Source organism: Methanobrevibacter acididurans (assembly GCF_046197875.1).
In the GTDB taxonomy this organism is placed as follows: Archaea; Methanobacteriota; Methanobacteria; order Methanobacteriales; family Methanobacteriaceae; genus Methanobrevibacter_A; species Methanobrevibacter_A acididurans.
This window is the reverse complement of sequence record NZ_CP166991.1, coordinates 370,442-395,744: the sequence shown is the minus strand read 5'-3', so window position 1 is coordinate 395,744 and position 25,303 is coordinate 370,442. Positions and strand designations below refer to the sequence as shown.

At 28.5% G+C, this 25,303-nt stretch carries 26 protein-coding genes and 1 pseudogene; 2 read left to right on the top strand and 25 right to left on the bottom strand.

Annotated elements, in window-relative coordinates; translation table 11 throughout:
- Positions 1–334 precede the first annotated feature (334 nt).
- The 20 genes and pseudogenes from ACA135_RS01945 to ACA135_RS01850 form a co-directional block, all read right to left on the bottom strand.
- Positions 335–967, bottom strand: a pseudogene (locus tag ACA135_RS01945) (V-type ATP synthase subunit D); the annotation flags it as partial.
- 61 nt (positions 968–1,028) lie between these two features.
- Positions 1,029–2,423: an ATP synthase subunit B gene (locus tag ACA135_RS01940; RefSeq protein WP_409198630.1), complete on the bottom strand. Its 1,395-nt coding sequence runs from the start codon at positions 2,421–2,423 to the stop codon at positions 1,029–1,031.
- A 4-nt stretch (positions 2,424–2,427) separates the two neighbouring features.
- Positions 2,428–4,185: an ATP synthase subunit A gene (locus ACA135_RS01935; protein ID WP_409198629.1), complete on the bottom strand. Its 1,758-nt coding sequence runs from the start codon at positions 4,183–4,185 to the stop codon at positions 2,428–2,430.
- On the bottom strand, positions 4,182–4,499 hold the full coding sequence (locus tag ACA135_RS01930; RefSeq protein WP_409198628.1) for a V-type ATP synthase subunit F: 318 nt from the start codon (positions 4,497–4,499) through the stop codon (positions 4,182–4,184). Before ACA135_RS01930 ends, ACA135_RS01935 begins: the two co-directional genes overlap by 4 nt.
- Positions 4,496–5,650, bottom strand: coding sequence for an ATP synthase A1 subunit C (gene ahaC, locus ACA135_RS01925; RefSeq protein WP_409198627.1), 1,155 nt, complete (start codon positions 5,648–5,650; stop codon positions 4,496–4,498). Before ahaC ends, ACA135_RS01930 begins: the two co-directional genes overlap by 4 nt.
- A gap of 11 nt (positions 5,651–5,661) precedes the next feature.
- Positions 5,662–6,348, bottom strand: coding sequence for a V-type proton ATPase subunit E (locus tag ACA135_RS01920; protein ID WP_409198626.1), 687 nt, complete (start codon positions 6,346–6,348; stop codon positions 5,662–5,664).
- Positions 6,349–6,361: 13 nt separating this feature from the next.
- Positions 6,362–6,847 (bottom strand): V-type ATP synthase subunit K, encoded by a 486-nt coding sequence (locus tag ACA135_RS01915; RefSeq protein WP_409198625.1) that lies wholly within the window; start codon positions 6,845–6,847, stop codon positions 6,362–6,364.
- A gap of 113 nt (positions 6,848–6,960) precedes the next feature.
- Positions 6,961–8,961 (bottom strand): V-type ATP synthase subunit I, encoded by a 2,001-nt coding sequence (locus ACA135_RS01910; protein ID WP_409198624.1) that lies wholly within the window; start codon positions 8,959–8,961, stop codon positions 6,961–6,963.
- A gap of 10 nt (positions 8,962–8,971) precedes the next feature.
- A complete protein-coding gene (gene ahaH, locus ACA135_RS01905) occupies positions 8,972–9,286 on the bottom strand; it encodes an ATP synthase archaeal subunit H (protein WP_409198623.1) in 315 nt (104 codons plus the stop codon).
- A 244-nt stretch (positions 9,287–9,530) separates the two neighbouring features.
- Positions 9,531–9,893 (bottom strand): hypothetical protein, encoded by a 363-nt coding sequence (locus ACA135_RS01900; RefSeq protein ID WP_409198622.1) that lies wholly within the window; start codon positions 9,891–9,893, stop codon positions 9,531–9,533.
- 162 nt (positions 9,894–10,055) lie between these two features.
- A complete protein-coding gene (locus ACA135_RS01895; protein ID WP_409198621.1) occupies positions 10,056–10,454 on the bottom strand; it encodes a hypothetical protein in 399 nt (132 codons plus the stop codon).
- A gap of 67 nt (positions 10,455–10,521) precedes the next feature.
- The gene (locus ACA135_RS01890; protein ID WP_409198620.1) at positions 10,522–11,520 is read right to left on the bottom strand and encodes a response regulator; all 999 of its coding nucleotides are present in this window, start codon (positions 11,518–11,520) and stop codon (positions 10,522–10,524) included.
- Between the two features lie 196 nt (positions 11,521–11,716).
- Positions 11,717–12,229, bottom strand: a complete 513-nt coding sequence (locus ACA135_RS01885; protein ID WP_409198619.1) for a nitroreductase family protein — start codon at positions 12,227–12,229, stop codon at positions 11,717–11,719.
- Positions 12,230–12,249: 20 nt separating this feature from the next.
- Positions 12,250–13,068 (bottom strand): citryl-CoA lyase, encoded by an 819-nt coding sequence (locus tag ACA135_RS01880; protein WP_409199067.1) that lies wholly within the window; start codon positions 13,066–13,068, stop codon positions 12,250–12,252.
- Positions 13,069–13,133: 65 nt separating this feature from the next.
- On the bottom strand, positions 13,134–13,976 hold the full coding sequence (locus ACA135_RS01875) for a fumarate hydratase (protein WP_409198618.1): 843 nt from the start codon (positions 13,974–13,976) through the stop codon (positions 13,134–13,136).
- A gap of 31 nt (positions 13,977–14,007) precedes the next feature.
- Positions 14,008–14,910, bottom strand: coding sequence for a peptidase (locus ACA135_RS01870; protein WP_409198617.1), 903 nt, complete (start codon positions 14,908–14,910; stop codon positions 14,008–14,010).
- A gap of 14 nt (positions 14,911–14,924) precedes the next feature.
- Positions 14,925–16,349 carry an MmgE/PrpD family protein gene (locus ACA135_RS01865; RefSeq protein ID WP_409198616.1) on the bottom strand — a complete coding sequence of 475 codons (1,425 nt, stop codon included), beginning with the start codon at positions 16,347–16,349 and terminating at the stop codon, positions 14,925–14,927.
- Between the two features lie 69 nt (positions 16,350–16,418).
- Positions 16,419–16,901, bottom strand: a complete 483-nt coding sequence (locus tag ACA135_RS01860; RefSeq protein ID WP_409198615.1) for a hypothetical protein — start codon at positions 16,899–16,901, stop codon at positions 16,419–16,421.
- A 2-nt stretch (positions 16,902–16,903) separates the two neighbouring features.
- Positions 16,904–17,857: a DUF3100 domain-containing protein gene (locus ACA135_RS01855; protein ID WP_409198614.1), complete on the bottom strand. Its 954-nt coding sequence runs from the start codon at positions 17,855–17,857 to the stop codon at positions 16,904–16,906.
- Positions 17,858–17,985: 128 nt separating this feature from the next.
- Positions 17,986–19,254: a DUF1743 domain-containing protein gene (locus ACA135_RS01850; RefSeq protein ID WP_409198613.1), complete on the bottom strand. Its 1,269-nt coding sequence runs from the start codon at positions 19,252–19,254 to the stop codon at positions 17,986–17,988.
- 149 nt (positions 19,255–19,403) lie between these two features.
- Between ACA135_RS01850 and ACA135_RS01845 the strand changes: the two genes are divergently transcribed.
- Positions 19,404–20,366, top strand: coding sequence for a transcriptional regulator (locus ACA135_RS01845; protein ID WP_409198612.1), 963 nt, complete (start codon positions 19,404–19,406; stop codon positions 20,364–20,366).
- A 16-nt stretch (positions 20,367–20,382) separates the two neighbouring features.
- On the opposite strand, the gene ACA135_RS01840 is transcribed toward ACA135_RS01845, so the two are convergent.
- The 3 genes from ACA135_RS01840 to ACA135_RS01830 are packed head-to-tail and all read right to left on the bottom strand — an operon-like array spanning position 20,383 to position 21,904.
- Positions 20,383–21,186, bottom strand: a complete 804-nt coding sequence (locus ACA135_RS01840) for a hypothetical protein (RefSeq protein ID WP_409198611.1) — start codon at positions 21,184–21,186, stop codon at positions 20,383–20,385.
- 7 nt (positions 21,187–21,193) lie between these two features.
- Positions 21,194–21,532, bottom strand: coding sequence for a heavy metal-binding domain-containing protein (locus ACA135_RS01835; RefSeq protein WP_409198610.1), 339 nt, complete (start codon positions 21,530–21,532; stop codon positions 21,194–21,196).
- 33 nt (positions 21,533–21,565) lie between these two features.
- Complete coding sequence (locus tag ACA135_RS01830; protein WP_409198609.1) at positions 21,566–21,904, bottom strand: heavy metal-binding domain-containing protein; 339 nt, start codon at positions 21,902–21,904, stop codon at positions 21,566–21,568.
- Between the two features lie 337 nt (positions 21,905–22,241).
- On the opposite strand from ACA135_RS01830, the gene serA reads away from it, so the two are divergent.
- Positions 22,242–23,813 (top strand): phosphoglycerate dehydrogenase, encoded by a 1,572-nt coding sequence (gene serA, locus ACA135_RS01825; protein ID WP_409199066.1) that lies wholly within the window; start codon positions 22,242–22,244, stop codon positions 23,811–23,813.
- A gap of 59 nt (positions 23,814–23,872) precedes the next feature.
- Here the strand turns inward: serA and ACA135_RS01820 are convergent, their stop codons facing one another.
- Positions 23,873–24,520, bottom strand: a complete 648-nt coding sequence (locus ACA135_RS01820; RefSeq protein ID WP_409198608.1) for a Mov34/MPN/PAD-1 family protein — start codon at positions 24,518–24,520, stop codon at positions 23,873–23,875.
- 34 nt (positions 24,521–24,554) lie between these two features.
- Positions 24,555–25,292 (bottom strand): tRNA(His) guanylyltransferase Thg1 family protein, encoded by a 738-nt coding sequence (locus tag ACA135_RS01815; protein ID WP_409198607.1) that lies wholly within the window; start codon positions 25,290–25,292, stop codon positions 24,555–24,557.
- Positions 25,293–25,303: the final 11 nt, after the last annotated feature.

Here is a 25,303-nt window from a genome sequence, read left to right as displayed (position 1 = left end):
ATATTAAAACTAAATAATAAAATTTTAATTATCTAATTTTAAATGATTTCATTTTAAATTTTTTCTTTGGTTTTTCTTCATCCACAGATTTTTCATCGTTATTCTTAGAAGATTTTTTAACAGGTTTTTCAACTTCCGCTTTTACTTTGGAAGTAGATTCTTCTGTTTTTTCTGAATCCTTTTTAGTTTTAGAAGGAATTTTGCTTTTTACAGCTTCCTTAACTTTACCAATAGTAGATTCTTTTTTAGCTAATTTTTCAGCTTCAGCTAATTCTTTAGCTTCATAATCTTGACGAGAATTCTTAGCATCTTCAATTCCACTTTCTTGACTCTTTTCTATTGTAGCACGAATCATTTTAAGTCTAACGAAGTTTTCTCTTTCCATTTCTTGTAATCTCATATCAATGGATTTGATAGTTGCTTGTAATCTTGGAACCATAATATGTTCAAGAGCATTTACCCGACGTTTAGTTGCTTCAATTTCAGCTGCTAATAAATAAATTGTTTTTTCAATTTCTCCAAGTTGAATGGATAATTTTAAACAATGCTCGAATTTCTTAGCTGCTTCATCTAACCTAATAGATGTATCATTGAATCCATAACCACGATCTAGAATAGTTCTATTTTGTGCTTTCATATCAATTACAGGTACGGAAACACCCATAATATTCCTAGATTTAATATCAACATCCATAGATTCAGTAACAGAAAGAGCTGCTTTTTGAACAGCTAAATCACCCATTTGGATTTGAGCTGCAGTTAAATCTTCATAAGCTTCTGCGAGTTCTTCATTCAATTCATCTCGAGCTCCTTGAACTTTATCTAAAATATCGAAAAACTCTTTAATTAAAGCATCACGTTTTTCTTTAAGTAAACTGTGACCTTTAACTGCAAGTTGTTCTCTATCTTTGAGGGCAAGTAACTCCATTCGAGTTGGATTTATCCCGCTTATTATTTCTTCTGCCATTTTATCCTCCTAAATAAAGATATTAGATATTAATTGAAAATTAATATCATATAGTTTTATCTTATTCTTCAGCCTTTGGAAGATATTGATCAATGAATTCATCTTTAACTCTTTTGAGTTCATTTTTAGGTAAGATACTTAAAAGTTTCCAACCAAGATCTAAGGTTTCTTCAATACTTCTATCTTCATCTTTAGCTTGTGTAATAAATTGGTTTTCGAAATTATCAGCAAATTCTAAAAATTTACGATCTCTTTCTGTAAGAGCTTCTTCACCTACTACAGCAACTAAATCTCTTAATTCACGACCTTCTGCATAAGCAGAATAAAGTTGGTCAGATACACCACTGTGGTCTGGACGAGTTTTTCCTTCTCCAATACCCCCACCCATTAAACGAGATAAGGATGGTAATGGATCTACAGGAGGGTAAATACCTTTTCTGTGAAGATTACGATTAAGTACAATTTGTCCTTCTGTAATATATCCAGTTAAATCCGGAATAGGGTGAGTAATATCATCTTGAGGCATTACAAGAATAGGCATTTGAGTGATTGATCCTTCTTTTCCTTGTATACGGCCTGCACGTTCATACATACCAGCTAAATCAGTATACATGTATCCAGGATATCCACGTCTTCCAGGTACTTCATCTCTTGCTGCAGAAATTTCTCTTAATGCTTCACAGTAATTTGTAATATCAGTTAATATAACTAATACTTGCATATCCTTTTCAAAAGCTAAATATTCAGCAGTTGTTAAAGCCATTTTTGGAGTTAAAATTCTTTCAATAGCAGGGTCATCTGCAAGGTTCATGAAAACTGTTACTTTTTCTAATGCTCCAGTTCTTTCAAAATCTCGCATAAAGAAATTTGCTTCTTCGTGAGTAATACCCATTGCAGCAAATATTACTGCAAATTCAGATTCTCCACCTAATACTCTAGCTTGTCTAGCAATTTGTGCTGCTAAATCATTATGAGGTAAACCAGATCCTGAAAAGATTGGTAATTTTTGTCCTCTTACTAAAGTATTCATTCCATCAATAGTTGATATACCAGTTTGAATAAATTCTTCTGGGAATTCACGAGATGCTGGATTCATTGGTGCTCCATTAATATCTAATTCTTTTTCAGGAATTATTTCAGGACCACCATCAATAGGTTTACCAGTACCATTAAAGATACGTCCCATCATTTCTTTGGATACACCGATTTTTGCTGTTTCACCAGTAAATCTAGTTTTAGTGTTTTTAGTGTTTAAATCACTTGTACCTTCAAATACTTGAATAACTGCAACATCTTGTTTTACTTCTAAAACTTGTCCTTGTCTGTGTTCTCCGTTAGGAGTTTCAATTTCTACAATTTCGTTGTAACCTACACCTTCAACTCCATCAACGACCATTAAAGGACCGGTAACTTCTGTAACTGTGGTGTATTCTCTTGTTTTAATATCAGTATTCATTTGTTTACACCTCACTACATTCTTTAACTACTTCAGCTTCAATTTCTTTAGCTTTAGCTGCGAATTCTTCAGAAGGAACATATTTCATTCTTGCAATTTGGTCTTTTACAGTTAATGCAACAATATCTTTTATGTCTGCTCCTTTTTTAACAGCTGCGGATGCTTCATCTTGGAATAATAATATTATTTTAAGCATATCATGTTGTTTTTGAGGAGGACAGTATGTATCGACATCATCAAAAGCATTTTGTCCTAAGAAATCTTCTCTTAACATACGAGTAGTTTCTAAGGTTACTCTATCTAAATCAGGTAAAGCATCTGGACCAACTAATTGAACAATTTCTTCAAGTTCGGATTCTCTTTGTAATAAAGCCATTGCTTTATCACGATTTGGTCTCCAATCATTTCCTACTTCATTAGACCACCAGCCTTCAATATCGTCAACATATAATGAGTAACTAGTTAACCAATTAATTGAAGGGAAGTGACGTTTATCTGCTAATGATGCATCTAATGCCCAAAATACTTTACATATACGTAATGTGTTTTGAGTAACAGGTTCAGATAAATCTCCTCCTGGAGGGGATACTGCTCCAACAACACTAATAGAAGATTCTAATTCAGTAGATCCTAAAGTATGAATTCTTCCTGCTCTTTCATAGAATTGTGCTAATCTTGATGCTAAGTATGCTGGGTAACCTTCTTCACCAGGCATTTCTTCTAGTCTTCCTGAGATTTCTCTCATTGCTTCAGCCCATCTGGAAGTTGAATCTGCCATAAGTGCTACATCGTAACCTTGATCTCTGAAGTATTCTGCAATAGTAATACCTGTGTATACACATGCTTCACGAGCAGCTACTGGCATATTAGAAGTATTAGCAATAAGAATAGTTCTATCCATTAGAGGATTACCTGTTTTTGGATCGTCAAGGAAAGGGAATTCAGTAAGTACTTCTGTCATTTCGTTACCACGTTCACCGCATCCAATATATACAACTATATCTGCATTAGCCCATTTAGCTAATTGTTGTTGTGTTACAGTTTTACCTGATCCGAAAGGACCTGGGATTGCAGCTGTACCGCCTTTTGCAACTGGGAAGAAAGTATCTTGTGATCTTTGACCAGTTACTAATGGTATATCTGGATCTAATTTTTCTTTATAAGGACGTCCTTTTCTTACAGGCCATTTTTGTAACATTGCAACTTCTGCAATGGTACCATCATCTTTTTCAATTTCTGCAATAATTTCTTCTACAGTGTGTTCGCCTGATTGAATAGATTTAACTACTCCAGATTCAATAGTTGGAGGTAATAATATTTTATGAAGAACAGCACTAGTTTCTTGAACTTCACCTAATGGATCTCCTGTTATTACTTTGTCTCCTACTTTTACTAAAGGTTTAAAATCCCATTTCTTTTCTTTATCTACGGAAGGAACATCTATACCTCTTGCAATGTAATCTCCAGTTAATTTTTTGATTTCATCTAAAGGTCTTTGAATTCCATCATAAATTGAACCCATTATACCAGGTGCGAGTTCTACAGATAATGGACCTCCGGTACTTTCAATTTTTTCACCAGGTTTAATACCTGCTGTTTCTTCATATACTTGAATGGTTGCGGTGTCACCTTCTAATTCAATGATTTCACCAATGAGTTTATCGTCACCCACTTTAACCATTTCGTGCATTTGAGTTCCTCTCATTCCATCAGCTAGAATAACAGGCCCTGCAACTTTAATAATATTTCCTTCAATAATCATTTAACCATCTCTACCCCGATAACTCTTTTAATAAGGTCTGTCATTTGTTCGTTTTCAGTTGCTTCTGAACCAGATTTATCAGGTATCTCAATAATCATAGGTAAAACTTCATTACCTATAGTTCTATTAATATGTTTTCTAATGTTGCTTGCAATCTTTTCTGTTATTAAAATAATTGAAACTTGCTCATTTATACATGAATCAAAAGCGGTTATTGCTTCTTCATCTGTTTTAACAACTTTACCTTTTTTTACTCCACCAAGTTTAAAACCGGTGACAGTATCTAAATCACCTATAATAGCTATTTCACTCATACTAACATCTCCCGTAATTGAGATGTAGGGAATTCTTTTTCTCTTTTAGCTCTAGCAATTACTTTAAGATTATGTATTTCTTGTTCTTTTAAAGTTAAGAAACCTATTATTGGACCAATACCTAATGGTTTTTTCATAGAGTATGTGTGAGCAGCTTCAGATAAAAATTTATTTAAAGCTTTTTCAAAGACATCAATTGAACCTGTTTCATTATACTGTGGAACTACAGCATTTAAAACTTCAGCATATTTTGTTCCATCTAAACTTGAGATTACTCCAAGTATATCTTCAGATTCCATTAAGTCTTTAAGTTTCCATTCTCTTAATTGGTAACCATTATTAAAAATGTATGGTTCTAATTCATCATAATCTAATTTATCTGCTTTAGCACGTATTATTAAGTTAATGTTAGCTACATCTACTTGATTTCCAAGATAAGAATATAATATTTCAGTGTTTGCTTCTGAAGGTACTACTCTTGCTTTTAATAAGGATTGTAAGTAATACTTATCTAAAGCAGAATCTAAAGGAAGTAAAACTTTCTTTTCTTCATAGATTGGTAAAGCTTCAGATAAAACATTTGCGTATTCAGTATTATCTAAACCTGCAACAACATCATTAACAGAATTAACATCAGTTAATCTTTCAATATCTTCGTATAATTTTCCAGTAGGTATTAATAAATTAGAAGTTTCGTCTTGGTTAAGACCAACTGCTTTTGCAGCAAGTAAACTTTTAATATTACTAATATCAGATTTCTTTGAAAATACTTTAAATGCAGGTGCAATATCTTTTGGTACTAATCTAGCAACAACATCATAAGTTTCACCCATTTTAGTATCTAAAGTTTTTTCAACTGATTCTCCTTCAGCGATATCACTGTAATCTGGAATTCCACTTAAATAGTTTTCTACTTCAGAAATGTCTGAAGTTTCAACGAGCTCAGAAATTTGTTTTTCTGTTAATAATCTTCCTTTACGTGCTCTTACTCTAGAAATAGGATTAAGATATGGGTAGATTTTTAAGATCGGTACGGTTACAACAACAACTACGATTGCAGCTATTACCACAAATGTAAAGATAACTAATATTAGGAATACTTCAGGAGTAAGACCTAATTGTGATACAATTGAAGTTATTTCACCAGCCATAATTCATCCTCCTATTTAAATAATATTTTAGCAACTTCAGAACGTAATTCTTTTTTGTTTCTTAGCATTCTAGATTCTATAGTATTATTTACTTCAATTTCACCATTTTTGGTTTTAACTATTACTCCACCGATAGTGTTTATAGGTTCACCTATGACAAATTTGGTTTCTGTTCCTGTACTTGCAGAAACAGTTTTTGCCATACTTTTAAGGTTTAATTGATCTTTTTTATTTTTTGTAACAACTGCTTTTACTTCAGCGGCAATTACATCTAGATTGCTTTTAATTTTTGGAATATCTTCTTCTTTTAGTTGAATTATTAGTTCTCCACCACCAATTTCAGTAGCTGATTCTTTAATCATTTCAACTAAAGCGTTAATATATTCTTCTTTATCTGTAGATGCAATGTTTTTTAAATCATTTGTAGCTTTATCAAAAGCTGCATTGATTACTTCTTCTTTAGCTTCTAATTCAAATCTTCTTGCATTCATTTTAGCTTCAGATATAATTTGTTGATGTCTCATATCAGCTTGTTTTTTACCACTTACTAATATTTGATTTTTAGCAGCCTCAGCTTTCTTTTCACCAGATTTGGTGATAGTGTCTGCTTGAGATTGTGCTTCTTGAATATTTCCATCAGCTTTATTCTGAGCTTCAGACATGATGTTAGAAACTATATTTTCTGCCCCAGAGCTCATTATATTTGACCTCCTAGGCTAATATTCCACCGAATACCATAAGTAAGATAGCTATAAGGAATCCGTAAATAGCTTGGGTTTCTTCTAATGCTGAGAAAATAATACCACGTGCGAACATACTATTATCTTCAACTACAGCACCAACAGATGAACCTGCTGCAAGACCTTGACCCATACCAGAACCGAGTCCTGCAAATCCAATAGCTGCACCTGAACCAATTGCTACAATACCTGCAGCAGTACTTAATCCAGCTCCACCACCGAGTAATCCTGAAAATACCATTAATAAGATTGCAATTAAGAATCCGTAGATAGCTTGGGTTTCACATAAAGCTGAAAAGATGATACCACGTGCGAACATACTATTATCTTCTGCTACAGCTCCAACAGCACCAGATGCTGCGAAACCTTGACCTAAACCTGATCCTAAACCTGCGAAACCAACTGCTACTCCAGCTCCAACAGCTGCAAGTGCAGTACCTAATACAATTTCCACCATAATTTATTCTCCTTTTAATTAGTTTATAATATTTATTTGAAATTTAAATTTTGTAATTGTATAAAAATATTTAATTTTATAAAAATTTTTAAGTTTAATTTTTGTAAGCAAAATTATCTTTTGACTTTAGTAAATTTTCTTTTTGCTTTAAATGGTTCAAACATGTTTTTTCCGTTAACAAAGAATTGTCCGAAAAATTCTACATAGTTTAAACGTAATGCATTAACTCCAGCACCTAATACTTGGAATGCAAAATTTGCAATATGTCCAAAGATAAATAAAATTACAGCTATTATTATTCCTACATATGGAATAGATGTTCCCACAAGTTGTGCTAAGATATTTACTGTCATAGCAATACCACCAGTAGCTAAACAAAGAGCTAAAAGACGAGCATATGATAAAACATCTCCTAAAAATCCAAATACATCCATCACACCATATATTCCAGATGCATATACTAGTAAAATTAGGGTTAATACAACTAATGCTAAACCAGCTATAATTCCGATTTGACCAATTGCTGGAACCATATATCCTGCAGCTAGTAAGATTATACCTATTTCTAAGATAAACCATACTATTTGAGAACCTAATGCTTCTTTTTTATCCCCATTTCTAAGGTTGTTTATTGCTCCAATAATGAAACCAATATTAGTATAAAGAATACCAACAGCAATTGCAACAATTAGAATATTTGCTGGATGTTTAAAAGCATCAAACATAGGAATTACTGTAGGAATAGTTATTCCAAGGAATCTTGTAAAGAAATCTCCAATAAATCCATTAGTAATTAATCCCAGTATTATAGCCCATATACCACAAGCCATAACAATTTTTCCAAAGTCGGAAAAAGTTTCATTCATCTTTCCCATACCTTTATATAATAAATATCCTAATAAAGTTACAATTATTCCATATCCACCATCGGTTAAACAGAAACCGAAGAAAAATGGAAATGTTATTGCAACAAAAATAGTAGGATCAATAGCATTATATTTTACAGGTCCGTACATTTGCACAAGAGTTTCATAAGGTTTTGCATAAGAATTATTTTTTTGAAGAATAGGAACGTCTTCATCTCTATCCTGTATATCTTCTAATTCATAAACATAATTACCTTCAGTAGTTTTATCTAATACTTCGATAGCTTTATCTACTTTAGGTTTAGGTACATATGCTTCTAATACTTTGGTAGTTTTAGTTTTACCAAAGGATGCGTAAATCTCATTTCTTTCTTTTTCAATTTCTAATTGTTCTTTTAAAACAAGTATTTTGTCATCCCATTTATCAGCTATATCTTTTAAGCTAGAATTAACTTGGGATTTTTGAACTTCAATTTCTTGGATTCTAGAATTTGATTTAGCAATAACCTGATCAGGTTTTCCTTCTAAACCAGTTGTATCCAATCGTTCAAAGTCAAATTTTCTAAGTAAAATAAAAACATCATCTCTAAGATTTGTAGGAACTACGGTTATGAGGATTTTATAATCTTCATCCTCATCATGAGCTTCTTCAATTAAGAGTTGGTCTGTAATTTCGCTTAGTTCTTTCTTATATTCCTCAACAGATTCAACATTCATCCGACCTACTAGAGAAGAAGTATGTTTTGAATCTTCTAATAAACTTAAGTCTAAATCAACAGATTTAAGTTTATTAGCAACATTAATATTAGATTCAAGCGAACTTTTTTCACTATCCAGTTTAGCCAACTTATCTTGAACTTCATCAGTTAAAGGTCCCACTTCAGTTAAAATAGATTCTGTATACTTAATAAAACTTTCAGTATCCATATCTTCAACATCTTGTAAAACTGGAATTTCTGGAGATATAAAACCTTTAAGTTTATCCTTAATTCCAGAATTAACACTTAAAGCATCACCTAATAATTCAGAAATACTAGTAGTCTTCATAAGAAGTGAAGAAATTTTACCAGTATAAGGTGTAACTTTTGAAGGGTCTAATAATTCAGCTGTCTTTGGATTCTGTTGAATGCTTTCAGAAACATCTTCGACTTGAACAATACCTTCCTCATGTAGGTTTTTCACTACATTTGGAACATATTCATCCAATGCCATTATTTTAAGCTTTTGCATTCTCACAGTTTTGAACATTATTCTCACGTTATAATATATTTTTGACAACAAAAGAAGCAGCTTCATCCACATTACTCATAGCACTTGATTTAAGAGCTTGAGCGTCCTTTTCGGATTGTGCAGTAATAGATTTTGCCTCTTTTTTTGCATTTTCTTCTGCATCAAAAACAGTATTTTTAGCTTCATCGTTAGCGGATGCCTTAGCAGCATCGATAAATTCACTAGCTTTCGCTTTTGATTCTTCGATAATATTGGAAGATTCTAATTTAGAATCTTCAACTAAGGTATCAGCATCAGTTTCAGCTTTTTTAATTTGTGTAATAGATTCTGATATCCCTGCCATAATAAATCACCATGGTATTAATAATTTCTATTTAGATTAATATATATCTTTTACTATTTGATTCTAAAATTAGTTTCAAAAACCAAAAATTATTTAAAATAATCCTATTTTTTAATAAAAAATTGCAAACCAATAATATAAAGATATTATAATAAAAAATAATTAATTTAATTTTTTTAAAATTCATAAAAACAAGTTTTTTTTGTCTTAAAAAAAAATATTAAATTAAATTTTTCTTAAGACATTATTTTTTAGATCGTTCCCTATAAAAATATTTCAACAATTTAGGAGGTAATCTTTTACCATAAGCTAAAAATGCTAAAAAGATTAAAATTGCTCCAAAAATGAAGAAAATTAATCGATCAGATCCTGAAAATAGAACAAGTGAAGTTAAAACAAAAACAACCCCATCTGACATTATTGCAGATTTATTCCATTGAGGAACAAAAGCAGATAACATATAAGTTAAACCTATGACAATTAAAATCACAGAAAAACCAATATCAGATGATGTGAATGAACTTGACATAAAAAATGGTACTATCGCCCAAGAAACTAAAACAAAGAAAAAGATTATTCCAAATAATTCGTTTTTACTTAAATTCATATCATAATTCTCCAAAAAAGAATATCATAAATTAAAATTATTATTTTTTAAAAATAATTTTTTGAAAAAAACTTTCTATTTAAAAATTTTTAATCATCAAATTATTACTATACTATTAAAATTTTTTAGTATATATAGATATTTGAAAAAATAAAAAAAAGTTTATTTCTTTCTACTTTTTTTAATAACATTTTTAAAATCTTCAATCATATCTCTATCTTGATTTCCAGGACCTGAATAAAAATCTTCTAAATCTTCTAATTTAATAAAATCTAGTGGGTTTCCATCTTCATCTTTAGATTCTGTTGTTATTAAAATCACAACTGAATTTTTATAAAAATTATATAAAAAGTATAAAATTGTAATTATTATTATATAATTAAAATAGAATAGTGCAATTAGAATAATTGCAATATGAATAAGAATATTTCCATAAGCATTTTTTCTAAGGAGAATATAATTTTTATCCTCAGATTTTACTTTGTATTTTTTTTCTTCTAATAAATCAGCAGTTTTATACATTTCATTCTGATTTTTTGCAAAAATAAATTTAGGCATCATATTAGTTAACTACAAAAATTTTTTTATTAAAATAGTATATCTAATGAAAAATATGAAAGATGAGAAATTATTTTTTCAATATTCCTCGAATTAAAGATTTAAATTTAGGTTCTTTTTTTGACTTGTTAGTTGATTGTGAATCCGGAGTCTGTGAAATTTCGGTTCCAAAGATTTTTTCAAAATCATCTGTATGTTTAATTAAAGTTAACTCTAAAATTTGTTCTAATTCTAAATCAAAAATCGGTTTACTAATAAAACCATAAGGTGCTGTTTCTAAAGCATTTTTAATATTCTCATCATTAGAACTACCAGTTAAATAAACTATAGGAATATTCAAATGAGAAATTTGCTTAGATACATCAATACCAGAAATTGAACCTTTTAAAGATATATCCATTAAAATTAAATCTGGTTTTTTATCTTTAGCTAATTCAATAGCTTTTTCACCATTGTCTTCAATTCCAAGTACATTATATCCAAAATCTTCAATTTTAGCTTTTAAATCTAAAGCAGTTATAGATTCATCTTCAATTATTAAAACTGTGAAAGTATTATTTGCTTTTCTTTTTGTTAAAAATTCATTTTTATATTTTTTCCCTGCTTCAAATTCTATTACAGCTTGTTCATGTAATTTAGGATTTTGAGTGGCTAAAATAGAAGTTTCACCTTTAGACATTTGAAGTTTATCCAATTCTATTTTTGATCTGTTTAAAGCCAATTTGATAGTTCTTTCTAGTTTTAACATGTCAAAAGGTTTGTTTAAAAAACCATAGGAAGGTACTTGGTTAGCTTCTTTAAAAGTATCTTCATCAGTATGAGAAGTTAAAAATATTAAAGGGATATTTTCATTTAAAATTGACTTAGCCGCATTAATACCATTCATTTCTCCTTTAAGAGTTATGTCCATTAATACTAAATCTGGTTTTTCTTTATTTGCTAAGTTTATAGCATCAACACCATTTACAGCCATACCACAAATTTCATAATTTAAATCTTCTAATTTAAACTTTAAATCCATTGCTGTTATTTTTTCATCTTCCACAATCAAAATTTTATTTTTAACCATTTTTATAAAACCCCATTTAATTGTTAAGAAAAATTTTGTAAATCATTAGTTTTTAAAAAAAATGATAAAATTTTTATTAAAAATTTAGATGAATGAATATATATTTATCATGTTTTAAAAGCTTTATGAAATAAATTTTTAAAAAAATGAAAAATTTAAAGTAATTATAAGTTTTTAGTGTAAAAAAAAGTTTATTTTATTTATAAATAACTAAATCAGTTAAATTTTTTCTAACATTATTTCGTTCACTAGGTTCTGCATTGGGATAACCTAAAGGTGTGAATAAAATTGGTTCTAAAGTTTCATCGTAATCAAATAACTTTAATGCAGCATATGGTTTAAATGCAGCAATATAACAAGTCCCTAAACCTAATGCAGTAGCTGCTAATATCATATGATCCATAACTATACTTGCATCTATCTCAGCTATGTTTTTACCATCCCATGGTCTAGTCCATGCTTCTTTATGTGATGCAGCAACACATATAACTAATGGTGCTTCAAAAAACCAAGGTTGAGGGTATATTTCTTTTAATAATTCTTTATTTTTTTCAGTATCTATGACAAAAATTTTAATAGGTTGATAATTTACCCCTGTTGGGGCACGTCTACCTGCTTCTAAAATTTGATTTAATTTTTCCTTTTCAACTTTCTTATCTTTAAATCCTCGAACACTATATCTTTTATTTATTGTTTCAAAAAAATCCATAAAAATCACCTTATTTTTTTTTAATCAAATGAAGTAAAATCTTGACCTTCATAGGTTATATCTTCTAAATCACAGAATCTACGAAATTCTTCTTCTTCTGTCATTTCTTCATAACTATGAGCAACTAAACCTGGCACTCTACTTATCATGAATATTCCTAAACCTAATCTACTATCAAATCCTAAATCAGAAAGTATTCCTGCATTAGCACCATCAACATTCATTTTTATACCTTTTTTTTCATATAATAAACTTTCAATAACTAATGCTAACTTGGTATGTGGACCTATAACTCCTTCATTAATAGCTAATGATAAAAGTTTAACTGCCCTTGGATCTTTATGATGGTATCTATGACCAAAACCTGGAATCTTGAAATTTTGTTTAGAATAATTATTCACTATTTTTATTGCTAATTTAGATATTAATTTGTTTTCATCTTCAGCTTTATGATTTTCAAGGTTTAAACTTTTAATACTATCCTGAAAGAGTTTCATTGATTTTTCTATCGCCCCTGCATGATTTTTTCCAAAACTTAACAGGCCCCCTGCAACAGAATTATTAATTGGTGATCCTGATGATGCAATTATTCTTGTTGCTTGTGTACTTGGTGGAGTAACTCCATGATCTGAAAAACTTACTAATACATGTGAAAATATTTTAGATTGTTTTTCATTAGGTAATTCTCCTTTTAATAGTAAAAATATCATATCAGAAAAACTTAAATTACCTATTAAATCATCTTGAGAATATCCTCTAGTTATTATTTTATCAGGTTCTACTTTAGTTATTGATGTTCTTAAATTATGTTCAGGTATTTTGAATCCTTTTTTTAATATTGGTTTCTCAGGTTCCATGATTTTTTTCCTTATAAATTTTAATTAATTAGATTAGTATTTTATTTTTACAATGTAATTGTAGCAACTCTAGGTTCAACAAAACAGGAAGGTCTAATAGAAACGATTCTAACACCACTTGCTCTTTGATTCCCAATTTGAATAAAAGAACCTAAAACTGTAGTGTCTCCACCTAAACCCATTGGGCCAATATTAGTTTTATTTATCTCATTTGATATTAATTGTTCTAAATTTGATTGATTAGATAAATCTCCATAAATCATTGATTTAATCATTAAGGAAGATGCTTCAAAATGTGTACGGCCTATACCGATACAGGGAATAGACGGTGTGCAACCTAACATTGGAAGAGATGATTTTAACCAGCCAATTGCAAAATTTAATACTTCTTCATATGAATGTTTATGGAAAACTCTATAAGTTTTTGCTCTTATTTCTGGACCTCCACCTAGGAGTAAGATATGTATTTTTGTGTTTTCATTATAAGATTTATCTAATAATATTGGTGCAGGTTTAACCATTGAAGGTGAATCATATAATCCTTGAGATTGTTCAATTCTTTCTATATCTTGACCTTTAACTGCCATTGGTCTTCCTGGTAATTTTTTTAAACCTTCAGCAATACCTAATTGGATTTCATTTAAAATTTCAATAGATATGGGAGAATTTTTTCCTTGCTCTATGAAAATATGAGGAATACCTGTGTCATCACACATAGGTAATTTTTTATTTTTAGCGATTTCCTCATTTTTCATCATGATTTTTAAAGCCCATTTTGCATTGTCATTAGTTTCGTTTTTTATAGCTTTTTTAAAAGCTGTTAAACGATTTTTAGGATATGTTGTACTTGCTTGTATTACCGCTTTTGATACTTCTTTAGTTAAATCCATAAATATTTTTTTTCCTTTTAAGTGAATTTTGTTATAATGGTATTGCTAAATCTTTAGAAGATTTTGGAGACATTTTTGCTTCTGGATAATATCTGTCTATAACATCTTGTACTAATCCAACTTGTTTTATTCTTAATTTAGCCTCAGTATTTGTAGTGTCCCAGTTATGAGTTTTAGCGATTGATCCTCCGGTTTTTAAATATATTGGACTTGCTACTTTAATCATGTCTGGAACTTCATAATGTCTTATGAATCCTCCAGTTGATTTAGGGTTTTCTGTATGGATATCTATAGGAATATTAATTGTTTTTCGCATACTTGCAAGCATTGGTATTTGTAAATCTCTAACTGGATTTAATGAATTTAATCCTATTTTTTCAAATAGTTTAGCTGATGCAGGATTACTGCATCCTGCATGTGCAGATAATTTGAAATGAGTATCTTTAGGTATTTCCTCATTTCCTCTCATTTGGGATAATGCATAAAGTAAACCTTCATCATATAGGAGTATTCCTCTAACACCTAAATTTGTTGCTCTTTTAACATCTTCAATAGCGTATACGAGGTTATCGAATCCTCTAAGACGATACCCTATACGTTTTCCTTCTGATGTTTGGACTGTTGCACTAGTATCATAAGTTGCTCTAGGACCTACACTTAAAAATAGTTCAATTTGAGCACTTTTTGCTAATTCCACCATTTCGTTTATTTCAGAATCTCTTAAAAACATGATTCCTTTAGTTTGTGTGGCTCTGTGGATTATTATATTTTCATCTTCACAAGCATTAATGAGGGAACTTAATGCATTTGGAGTTTGAATTCCTGGAACTTCTAAACGGTATTGTCCTTTATCATTAAATCTTTTATTTGACACATATTCAGTTGTGGCTTCATGGATTCCTAATTTTTCAAGTGATATTCTAGTTTCTTTCATAAGCTATATACCTTTTAAATAATTTTTAATAATTCATTAAGTTTATAATCTTCCATATTTTCAATGATTTTAAGTTTTTCCATATCATAATTAGGATTTAATATCTTAAATTTTTTTAAAATATCCATTTTAGTTAAAGGATTTTCAGCTTCTCCTAATGGAAAATAAGTTTCATCTTCAAATATTTTATTATTAAGTTTTGTATTTACTACAATTTTTACATTTGCAGGTCTCTTTTCTGGAAACAAATTAGTTAAATTTTCATTATTTATAATTATTATTTTATTTAATAAATTTTTTATATTATTAATTTCTTCAAGGTTTTCACTTTCATTTGGAGTTAATAAGTCTTTTTTAATTAAAGAATCAATTAGATCTATATTTACATTGCCATAAATTAAGGCTATTGCTACTGCAAAGGGTAATGATTGTTTTAAATCTTGTTTATTAAGAGGATTATAATTGTTATGTTCTGCTGCTATTTTATATGTATTAACTATAACTTTATCTATTTGATTTATGTTTATTTTATCGTGATTTAATTGATTCTTTAATTTAAATATAGAATCTATTGTAGAGTGAATATGTCTACAGAATGGATATTTTTTATGATAAACTTCATTTATATGGGATTTTTTTAAGTTTTCATTTATATAATCATTTAATAAATCATGATTTATTACAGTTTTAGTTGACATAGCACGAATAAATCCTTCATCCCCGTCAATTATTGATTCTGTACCAGTGAAACCATTTTTTGCAAGGTAAGCTGCTAAAATACCATTTGTAACGGCTTTACCTACATGTAAAACTTTTCCCATACTTCCTTGATGATCTGATTCTAAAAGTCCTGAAGATTGTGTTCCTGAAAGTCCTAAAGCAGAGATGATTTGAAATTTATTTAATTTCAGTAATTTAGATGCTGTTGCACCTGCAGCTATAGCCCCTATTGTTCCAGTAGAATGAAATCCTTGATTCCTATGATTAGGATTTACTAATTTTCCTAAAGTTATTGATATTTCATAACCTATTATAACAGATCCCAAAAATTCTTTTGAACTTGAATCAGTTGATTGTGAAACTGCTAAAGCTGTTGAAAATACTACTGCTCCAGGATGTAATTGTGCAAGTCTATGACCATCATCTAATTCTAAAACATGGGCTGAAACTCCATTAATAAAACCTGCATTTAATGTATTAAAATAAGAATTATCATACCCTATGACTTTACAAGAATCTTGAAATTGTTTAGAATTAGAAAATGGATAATTTAATTCATTTAAAGTTTTTATAAGATATTTAGTAGGAGTTTGATTAATACCTTTAATTGTTACAGCTAAATAATCTAAAAAACATAACTTAATTAATTCAATATCCTTTTTAGATATGTTTTCATAATTTGTTTCTAAAATAAAATCTGAAATTTTTTCAACAATCATTATTAAATTCTCATTTAATTTATTTAAATAAAAAAAAAGTGTAAAAAATTAATTTATAAGAAAAATATTTTAAATTGCACCAGTTAAGATTAATACTATTTGAGCTACGGTTGCAGAACATATATAAGTCCCTGAAATTACGAATATTGTTACAATAACTCCTCTCCATCCAATACGTTTAAAGTCTTTCCAATCTCTACCGATTCCAATACCTACATATGCGAGGAATACTGTAACAATTGAGATTAAATCAACTTTAGAAACATAGTAAGTTACAAATCCAGATGTTGGTACAAATGGTAATGCAAGTATACATCCTATAATACTTATATAAATAATGTTTGAAATTTGATATGGTAAGAGTCTCTCCATTAAAAGCCCAACTAATGTAATACCTGATAAAATAAACATTCCCATAAGTGCTTCACTCATTGGATGTTTATAACCTACATAATTTGCTATTACAGTAATGATTGAAAATATCAATAATAATAAAATCCAATATAATACTCTTTTAAAAGTTATAACTTTTGGATCTGGATCAAATGACATTTTTAATCATCCCCTATAGATTTTTCTTCAGAAGATTCAGTATTTGGAGTATCTTTAGAAGATAATGATATTGAAGATAAAACATCTGGCACATTTCTTCCAATTATAGGTTCTAAATGTTTGTATAAATATTCTGTTAAAGGAATTCCTAAAAATATACTTGCATATATTCCAAAACAAAAAGATAATAAATTACTGAAACCTGCAAATGCTAATAATGTATTGGCCATATTAGGATACATATAAACAAGTGGAGAAATTGCTGCCGCATTCATACTCGCACTTCCAATACCACTTGCCATTGCAAAAGCATAAGGATGTAATGGTAAAACAGATGCACAAACACTTGCTAAAAAACTAATATAAATTGTACCTATCATAGTCCCTATAACAAAAACTGCTAAAACTCCTTTTGCTTCAGGAGATTTAAATCCATATTTATCTATAATAATCCCTAAATTAGGTTCACGACAAATTGAACTTGTCATACCAATTGATTCACGTTTAAATCCTAATAGCAATGCGATAGGTAATGCAAAGAAAATTGTTCCTAAATTACCTAATTCTTGTAAAATAAGTGCAGGGCCTACTTGAGCTAAAACATATAAAGATTGACCACTAGCAACAGCAAGTTTAGCAAGTAAAGGACCTATAAAAACTAACATAGCACCTTCAGCCATTTTAGATTGCTTTTTACCAACGAATTTTATAGGTTTAGCTAAATATAGAATTAAACCAATTATCATTGCATAAAGTAAAGGCATTAATACAATACTTACTGTTTTTGATAAGTAAATCTTTTGAACTCCAATAGACATGGAAATAATAGATATAATTAAAACGGTTATATGAAGTTTATATTCCCGCCAAGGCTTTTTAATTTGTTTATCCGTTTTTTCACGAAATGCATGTTCATGTGGTTGATCTTTTTTAGCAGATATAACTCTCACTTCCAAGGTAAGAAAAAATTATAAACATTTTATTATTGAAGTTCAAAATATTATCTTACAGTTTTAAAATTATAATTAATTATTCTTTATTAACTTCAAATTTATAAATTAATAGTATTTAATTTTTTCAATAATTATAAATTCATTCTAACAATTGGTTTAGCTAAGTGTCTTCGTGCAGAAATAGGTGTTTCATAGAATTTACCTTCAACAAGGGAACGTGAAATTGTTTCGGGGATTTTTTGATTTGAACTAATCTTATTTCCACATTTTTTACATTTAAAACCTTTATTTTTACCTGCAGAAGTCATTCTTTTTCCACATTTACATTTTGGGTTTTTATATTCAACATCTATTAATTTAATTACTTGAAATTTCTCTATATTGAATGTTCCGTGCTCCCCTATTCCACCATAAAGTTTAACTATGTCTTCAGGCAATAATTTTTTAACAACCTTACGAAAATCTTTTGTTGGCTCATATGCCCCACATGCTATTTCTCCAGATTCATCATATAAATTGAAAAACATATGGCCGCCTTCAATTATTTTAGGTTTATTTTTAACTTTACCTTGAATAATATAACAACTATATTGTTTCATGTCCTCAATTTTTTTCGCTTTTTCAACATGCATGTCTGTATGTTGATTGGTTAAATAAATTCTAAACCTTTCAATAGGTTCATTTAATTTAACAATCTTTTTCGCTAATAATAATGTATCTGGAGAGTTACTACGAATTCCATACATTACAGGACATGGAGTTTTTGGTTCAATGGCAATATAATCTTCAGCTTTATCATAATTTTCAAAAGTATCAGGAAAAGTTTTTTTATCCATTTCAATCACTGAATCATAATCAATTGCACGTTTAGTACCATAATTTTCAGGTACCCTGTAAGCTAATAATTCATAGGTATAATCTTTCAATGGACATCCTATTGCAGCAAGAGATCCAATTATTCCTCTTCCTTTTTTAAATTTATAAATATCTGCACCAATTTTTTTAGCAAAATTTTCAGCTTCCTTAATTGTAATAACTGAATGAATAGCTTTATAAGAGTAATCAATCATTTCAGGAGTTATTTCACCACTGTAAAATACAACACCAGGATTAGTGTTGTCACAATCAAACATTGCTAAATCTGAAACAGTTTTTAAAATTAATTCTTTAACAAAATTAATATCTGTACCTTCATATGGAATTTTGAAGTGTATTGCACCATTTCCTCTAGTTTTAAATCGGGCAAATGGATTTAATCTAATTAATCTTGGAAAACCTTCTATTTCAATTTTGTTTTCTTTTAATTCGTCGATTATTTTAGCACCTAAATAAGTTGTGCACATTCCATTTGGAGAGTCAGTATCATCTATACCTATATGAAGAAATTTTATAAAAATCACCTACAAGAAAAAATAATTTATAATAATTATTATATAGTTTCCAAAATATATAATATATTATAATAATTAATATTTTCTTATTTAAATATATTAATTAGTTTAAACTGGATAAAAAAATTATTTAAGATTTTATACTGAGGTAATTATCTATGAATAATAGGGCTCAATTGATACAAGGGATACATCAACTATTAATTAATGAAGGATTTGAAACATCTCATATTTATGAACATAGTTGTTTTGATATGATTGCTCGTAAAAAAGCATTATTATTAATGTTAAAAATCCTTATAAATGTTGATAGTGTTAATGAAGCGCATGTTGAAGAAATTAGAGGATTATCTAATTCTTTTTTAGCTTCACCTATACTTGTTGGTTTAAAAAGTAAAAATCATCTTCTTGAAGAAGATGTTGTTTATGAAAGACATGGTATTCCTACAATAGGTGTTCAAACTCTTAAAAATATGATTATGTATGATGAATACCCTGAAATTTTAGCAGATCGTGGAGGGTATTATGTTCAAATTAATGGAAATGTTTTAAAAGAATATCGTGAAGAATATTCTTTATCCCTAAAAGATTTAGCTGATTTAGCTCATGTTTCACGTGCTACAATGTATAAATATGAGAATGGTAAAGTTAGAGCGAATACTGAAACAGCAATGGCTTTAGAAGATATTTTAAACACAAAAATAACATTAGATATTGACTTATTCAAACCATATAAAAATGATGAAGAGATAAAATTAAAAGCTGACTTATCTACTAATGATAATCGTGTGAAAGATTTAGCTAAATTAGGTTTTGGAATAGTTTCAACAGAAAAAAGTCCTTTTGATGCTTTAGCTAAATTAAATAATCCTAAAATTAATCCAAATAACCCCTTAATTACTAATTTAGAGAATAATCGGAATTCAAAAACACTTAAAAAAATGGCAATAACTTTAAAAGATTTATCTTTAATTACATTATCTGACTCTTTTTTCATAGTGAATAATAAGAAAATTGGTGAATCACTAGATGGTATACCTGTAGTTAAATCTTGGGAAATGAAAGAAGTTGGAGATTCTGCTGAATTTTTAAAAATAGTTAAAGAAAGAAGAGATAATTAAAAAAAAAAATAATATATTATAAATTATTTAAAGTATTAAATGTTGATTCTGCTTCTTTTATACTAGCTATTCCAACTGTTATCATGTCAGCGAATTCTAATTTTTTAATGAATTCAAATGCTTCTTTAGGTTGTAGTATACCTACTGCTAATGCTTTTTGAATTATTATTTTTTTATCTAATTCTTTTAATAGTTTTGTTAACTTGATTTGATCATCTTTTAAGAAAGATTCACTATCCATAGTATAACCATATTTATTAACTGGTATCATATAAAAATCAAAATCATTTCTTATTGGAGAATCTAATAATTTTTTTGTTGTTTCAAATGGTGAAAAAGTTATTAGTCCACTGAAAATGTTTAATTTATTTATTTGATTTAACATATTTTCAAGGTATTTCCAGTCATAACTGTTAACTAAAAATTCATCTATTAGCATTATACTTGGATTGTATTTACTTAATTTATGAATATCACTTAACCAATCTACTTCTTTTGCTTTTTCATAATCAGGCATTAAATAATTCACATTAGATTTACCGATTGTTGCAATGACATCCATTTCAACACCATTTTCACATGCCATATCATAAGCTTTTAATAAATTTTCATGATTAACTAAGTTTATAGATCTTACACCTAAATCATAAGCTTTTTGGATTATTTTAGCTATATTTTCTGGTTGAGTTTCTAAATCTAATTCATATAAACGAGATCTATGTCCGAAATATGTTTCTCCTGTGAATGTGGCTGTTCCAAGAATTGTTTTTGAAATTTCTTTATCTTTGAATTTTAATTTTTCATTGAAAATAGTTAACACCTACTCATTATTCTTCTTCTATTATTACTGCAGTACCATATGCTAATACTTCTTGCATATATTGAAAAATACTGTTAGAATCATATCTTAGTGAGATTATAGCATTTGCATCTAATTGTTGTGCATGTTCTATGCATAAATTTAATGCTTCTTCACGTGAATCTTGTAACATTTTCACATATTCTTTAATTTCTCCACCAAATAAAGATCTAACACCCGCAGTAAGATTTCCACCAACACCACGACTTCTAACAGTTAAACCATAAACAAAACCTTTAGATTCAACAACTTTAAAACCCGGAAGGTAATTAGCAGAAGAAATTGGAAACTCATCAATTGAAACCATAATTTTTCACCTTAACATGATTCTATTTTAAATTTATTCTTTTTCTACTACAACTGCAGTACCATATGCTAATACTTCTTGCATATCTTGAGAAATACTGTCAGAATCGAATCTTAATGAAATAATTGCATTTCCACCTAAGTCTTTAGTGTGTTCAATACATCTATCTAATGCTTCATTACGTGTTTCTTCCATCATTTTAACATATTCTTTAATTTCTCCACCAAATAAAGATCTAACACCTGCAGTAACATTTCCACCAACACCACGACTTCTAACAGTTAAACCATAAACAAAACCTTTAGATTCAACAACTTTAAAACCCGGAAGGTAATTAGCAGAAGAAATTGGAAACTCATCAATTGAAACCATAATTTTTCACCTCTTTTTTTATAATAATTTTTAAATATTAGATTAAACTAAAGTTGTATTATAATTAATTACAACCTTTTTAATTCTAAAAATTTATTTTATTCAAAAATCATTAAGAATAATATGATTTAAAAAGTTTATAAATTTTTATAAAAAAATATATAAAATTTTTATTAATAGGAAAATAGTGTGAAAAAATATTTTTTATAGTTAATGTAAAACTTTATAGAGAAAAATTTTGTTAAAAGGTTTTTTTAATTAATAAAAAAATTAATTTTATTTAGGTATTATAAAAGTAATTTATTTTAAATAATTAATATAGGAGAGAATGAAAAAAATGAAAGTTCTTGTTGCAGATGCAATTAATGAAGATGGAATAGCTATGTTAAAAAATGAGATGGATGTTGTTGTTAATACAACTATATCTCCTGAAGAATTAGTAGCTACTATTAAAGATTTTGATGGAATTGTTGTTAGAAGTAGAACTAAGATGACTAAGGAAGTTATTGAAGCTGCTGACAATTTAAAGATTATTGCAAGAGCTGGTGTTGGTGTGGATAATATAGACATTGATGCTGCTACAGAAAATGGTGTTATGGTTGTTAACTCCCCAGAATCCACTAGTATTACTGTTGCTGAACATACTATGGGATTATTATTAGCTATGGCTCGTAAAATTGCTATTGCTGATAAATCTGTTAAAGATAATAAATGGGAAAAGAAGAAATTTATGGGAGTTGAACTTAGAGGAAAAACTTTAGGTGTTATCGGAATGGGTAGAATTGGTTCCCAAGTTGTAAACCGTTGTAAAGCTTTTGAAATGGATGCAATAGTATATGATCCTTATTTACCGGATGATGTTGCAGAACAAATGGGTGTAAGATTAACCGATTTAAACACTGTTCTTAAAAATGCTGACTTCATAACAATCCATGTTCCTTTAACTGAAGAAACTAAACATTCTATAAGCGATGAACAATTTGATTTAATGAAAGAAAATGCATTCATTGTTAATTGTGCTCGTGGTGGAATTATTGATGAAGAAGCTTTATACACAGCTTTAAGTGAAAATAAAATTGGAGGAGCTGCTTTAGATGTTTATGAAAATGAACCTCCTAAAGATAATAAGTTAACAACTTTAGATAATATTGTTTTAACTCCACATATTGCAGCATCCACTAAAGAAGCTCAAAAAGGTGCAGCTATTATTGTAGCTGAAGAAATTATAGATTTAAATAAAGGAAAAACTCCTAAAAATGTTATCAATTTACCAAGAATAGATAACAGACTTAAAAATGAACTCAAACCTTACATGGAAGTTTGTGAACGTTTAGGAAGTTTTATTTCCCAATCATTAAAAGGAAAAGTAAAAGAAGTAGAAATAATTTACTGTGGTGAATTAGCAAGTCTTCAAAACCAAGACATACTCGGAAGATGTGTTTTAAAAGGTATTCTTGATTCAATTTTAAACAGTTCAGTAAATACAGTGAACTCTTTAAACATGGCAAAAACAAGAGGAATTAAAATTACTGAAGGGAAAACAGATAATGCTAAAGGTTACGATTCTTTAGTTAAAGTTCGAGCTAAAAGTAGTAAAGACAGTTTTTCTGCAGAAGGAACATTTATACATGAACCTAAAATCGTTAAAGTTAACGAATATTGGGTGGATGTTAAACCTTCAGGAAACATGTTTATTGCAAAATATAAGGATGTTCCAGGAACTATTGGTTTAATTGGTACAAAATTAGGAGAATATAAAGTTAATGTTGGAATTATGCAAGTAGGAAGAGATGTTGCTGGTGGAGAAGCAATAATGATTTTAACATTAGATCATCCTGTACCAGATAAAGTAATTAAAGAATTAATAGATTTAGATTATGTATTTGATGCAACTAAATTAAAATTATAAATATAAATTTCTTGTAAAAAATTTATATCTTTAATTTTTTTTATTTTTTTAAATATTTTTTACTTATTTTTATAATTATCATTTTCTAGTTTATTCACATCGATATAGATTACTCTTTGATTATTAGCTTTAGCTTCATTATATTTCTTCATAAAAGCATCATATTCTTTAGTACTATCATCTTCAGAAAAATCATAATCTTCGGGATAACCATGCCCTATTTCATCTTGTAAATCTTGTAAATCATCTAACATTGCGTCCTGATTTTTATCATCGTAATCACCAAGACTATATTTTACAGAATCACCATATGCATCATAAGCACAGAGACTAGGAATTTCATAAGGCAAACAAATAATCATATGAAATAATCCATGTTTACTAAAGGTCATTAAGTCAGCATTACTAGGTTGTGCACTTGGACCTGGATGAGAATGAACTGTACCCCATATACGTTGAGAAGGAGGCATTAAACCTTCATTAAAAGTTGCACCAGTATTAGAAGTTTCACCCGGTAAGAAAAGTAGACTATCTAATATAAGTTTATTATCCTTAACATTACCATCAAAGAATGCTAAAAACTCATTTGGATAAGATTCTTTGGCATAATAAATTACAGATTCAATAACTTTATTATCCACACACACTTCATTAAAATTTCTTTTATCATTACTTAATACTTTTGAAATAAATTTATCAAATACCATAAATATGACACTTCCTTATTTATGTTTTTTATTTTTAATCATGTTTTAAATTAATTGTTTTAAAAAAATCCTTTGAAAACATTTCAAGATTACAATCTGTAAAAAGATAATTTCTATAAGAGATTGTATCTGAATTGGTTTTTGGATTAAAACCCTTTATTTTTTTATTTTTTTTATAAAATCCAATTCCTCTTTTTTCCCATACTGGAAGATTATTCAAATTTATTCCTTTATCAAATAATAAGTTATGAATATCACTAGACTTTAATCCTTTAATTTTTTCATTAGCTATTTTAGAAGAATAATCTTTTTTTAATACCCAAATTCCATAAGCATTCATACAGTTTCTCCAAGCTTCATCTTGTCTCCATTTGAAATATGTGTTTATATCATTAAAAGGGATAGGGATTATTCTTGAATCAAAAGAAATTAATGGTATTTCATCTAAATCGAAAAAATCATTTAAATGTTTGGTTATTGAACTAGATGCTAAACTTGCAAAAACAGAATCTATCTTTTCAACTCTATTAGAAAATGGAATCTCAGAAAGTAAAATATTTATTTCATCAGAAAAAGTATAAATAAATTTTGGTGAAAATTCATTGAATAAATCTTTACACACTTCAATCATTAGTTTAGCAAAATTAGAATCATAAGGTTTTTCTAAATTTAATGTTTTAGCTAGAGTATGGAACTTTCTACCATCTAAACGTAAGATAATGTTTGATCCCTTAGGTACTTGTAGATTAGAATATATTTCATAATCTTTCAAAATTTTCACCT

What these genes read in the sequence shown, in the direction of transcription:
- ACA135_RS01940 (WP_409198630.1), bottom strand. Translation starts at nt 2,423, where the DNA reads ATGAATACTGATATTAAAACAAGAGAATACACCACAGTTACAGAAGTT.
- ACA135_RS01935 (WP_409198629.1), bottom strand. Translation starts at nt 4,185, where the DNA reads ATGATTATTGAAGGAAATATTATTAAAGTTGCAGGGCCTGTTATTCTA.
- ACA135_RS01930 (WP_409198628.1), bottom strand. Translation starts at nt 4,499, where the DNA reads ATGAGTGAAATAGCTATTATAGGTGATTTAGATACTGTCACCGGTTTT.
- ahaC (WP_409198627.1), bottom strand. Translation starts at nt 5,650, where the DNA reads ATGGCTGGTGAAATAACTTCAATTGTATCACAATTAGGTCTTACTCCT.
- ACA135_RS01920 (WP_409198626.1), bottom strand. Translation starts at nt 6,348, where the DNA reads ATGAGCTCTGGGGCAGAAAATATAGTTTCTAACATCATGTCTGAAGCT.
- ACA135_RS01915 (WP_409198625.1), bottom strand. Translation starts at nt 6,847, where the DNA reads ATGGTGGAAATTGTATTAGGTACTGCACTTGCAGCTGTTGGAGCTGGA.
- ACA135_RS01910 (WP_409198624.1), bottom strand. Translation starts at nt 8,961, where the DNA reads ATGTTCAAAACTGTGAGAATGCAAAAGCTTAAAATAATGGCATTGGAT.
- ahaH (WP_409198623.1), bottom strand. Translation starts at nt 9,286, where the DNA reads ATGGCAGGGATATCAGAATCTATTACACAAATTAAAAAAGCTGAAACT.
- ACA135_RS01900 (WP_409198622.1), bottom strand. Translation starts at nt 9,893, where the DNA reads ATGAATTTAAGTAAAAACGAATTATTTGGAATAATCTTTTTCTTTGTT.
- ACA135_RS01895 (WP_409198621.1), bottom strand. Translation starts at nt 10,454, where the DNA reads ATGATGCCTAAATTTATTTTTGCAAAAAATCAGAATGAAATGTATAAA.
- ACA135_RS01890 (WP_409198620.1), bottom strand. Translation starts at nt 11,520, where the DNA reads ATGGTTAAAAATAAAATTTTGATTGTGGAAGATGAAAAAATAACAGCA.
- ACA135_RS01885 (WP_409198619.1), bottom strand. Translation starts at nt 12,229, where the DNA reads ATGGATTTTTTTGAAACAATAAATAAAAGATATAGTGTTCGAGGATTT.
- ACA135_RS01875 (WP_409198618.1), bottom strand. Translation starts at nt 13,976, where the DNA reads ATGGATTTAACTAAAGAAGTATCAAAAGCGGTAATACAAGCAAGTACA.
- ACA135_RS01870 (WP_409198617.1), bottom strand. Translation starts at nt 14,910, where the DNA reads ATGAAAGAAACTAGAATATCACTTGAAAAATTAGGAATCCATGAAGCC.
- ACA135_RS01865 (WP_409198616.1), bottom strand. Translation starts at nt 16,349, where the DNA reads ATGATTGTTGAAAAAATTTCAGATTTTATTTTAGAAACAAATTATGAA.
- ACA135_RS01860 (WP_409198615.1), bottom strand. Translation starts at nt 16,901, where the DNA reads ATGTCATTTGATCCAGATCCAAAAGTTATAACTTTTAAAAGAGTATTA.
- ACA135_RS01845 (WP_409198612.1), top strand. Translation starts at nt 19,404, where the DNA reads ATGAATAATAGGGCTCAATTGATACAAGGGATACATCAACTATTAATT.
- ACA135_RS01835 (WP_409198610.1), bottom strand. Translation starts at nt 21,532, where the DNA reads ATGGTTTCAATTGATGAGTTTCCAATTTCTTCTGCTAATTACCTTCCG.
- ACA135_RS01830 (WP_409198609.1), bottom strand. Translation starts at nt 21,904, where the DNA reads ATGGTTTCAATTGATGAGTTTCCAATTTCTTCTGCTAATTACCTTCCG.
- serA (WP_409199066.1), top strand. Translation starts at nt 22,242, where the DNA reads ATGAAAGTTCTTGTTGCAGATGCAATTAATGAAGATGGAATAGCTATG.
- ACA135_RS01820 (WP_409198608.1), bottom strand. Translation starts at nt 24,520, where the DNA reads ATGGTATTTGATAAATTTATTTCAAAAGTATTAAGTAATGATAAAAGA.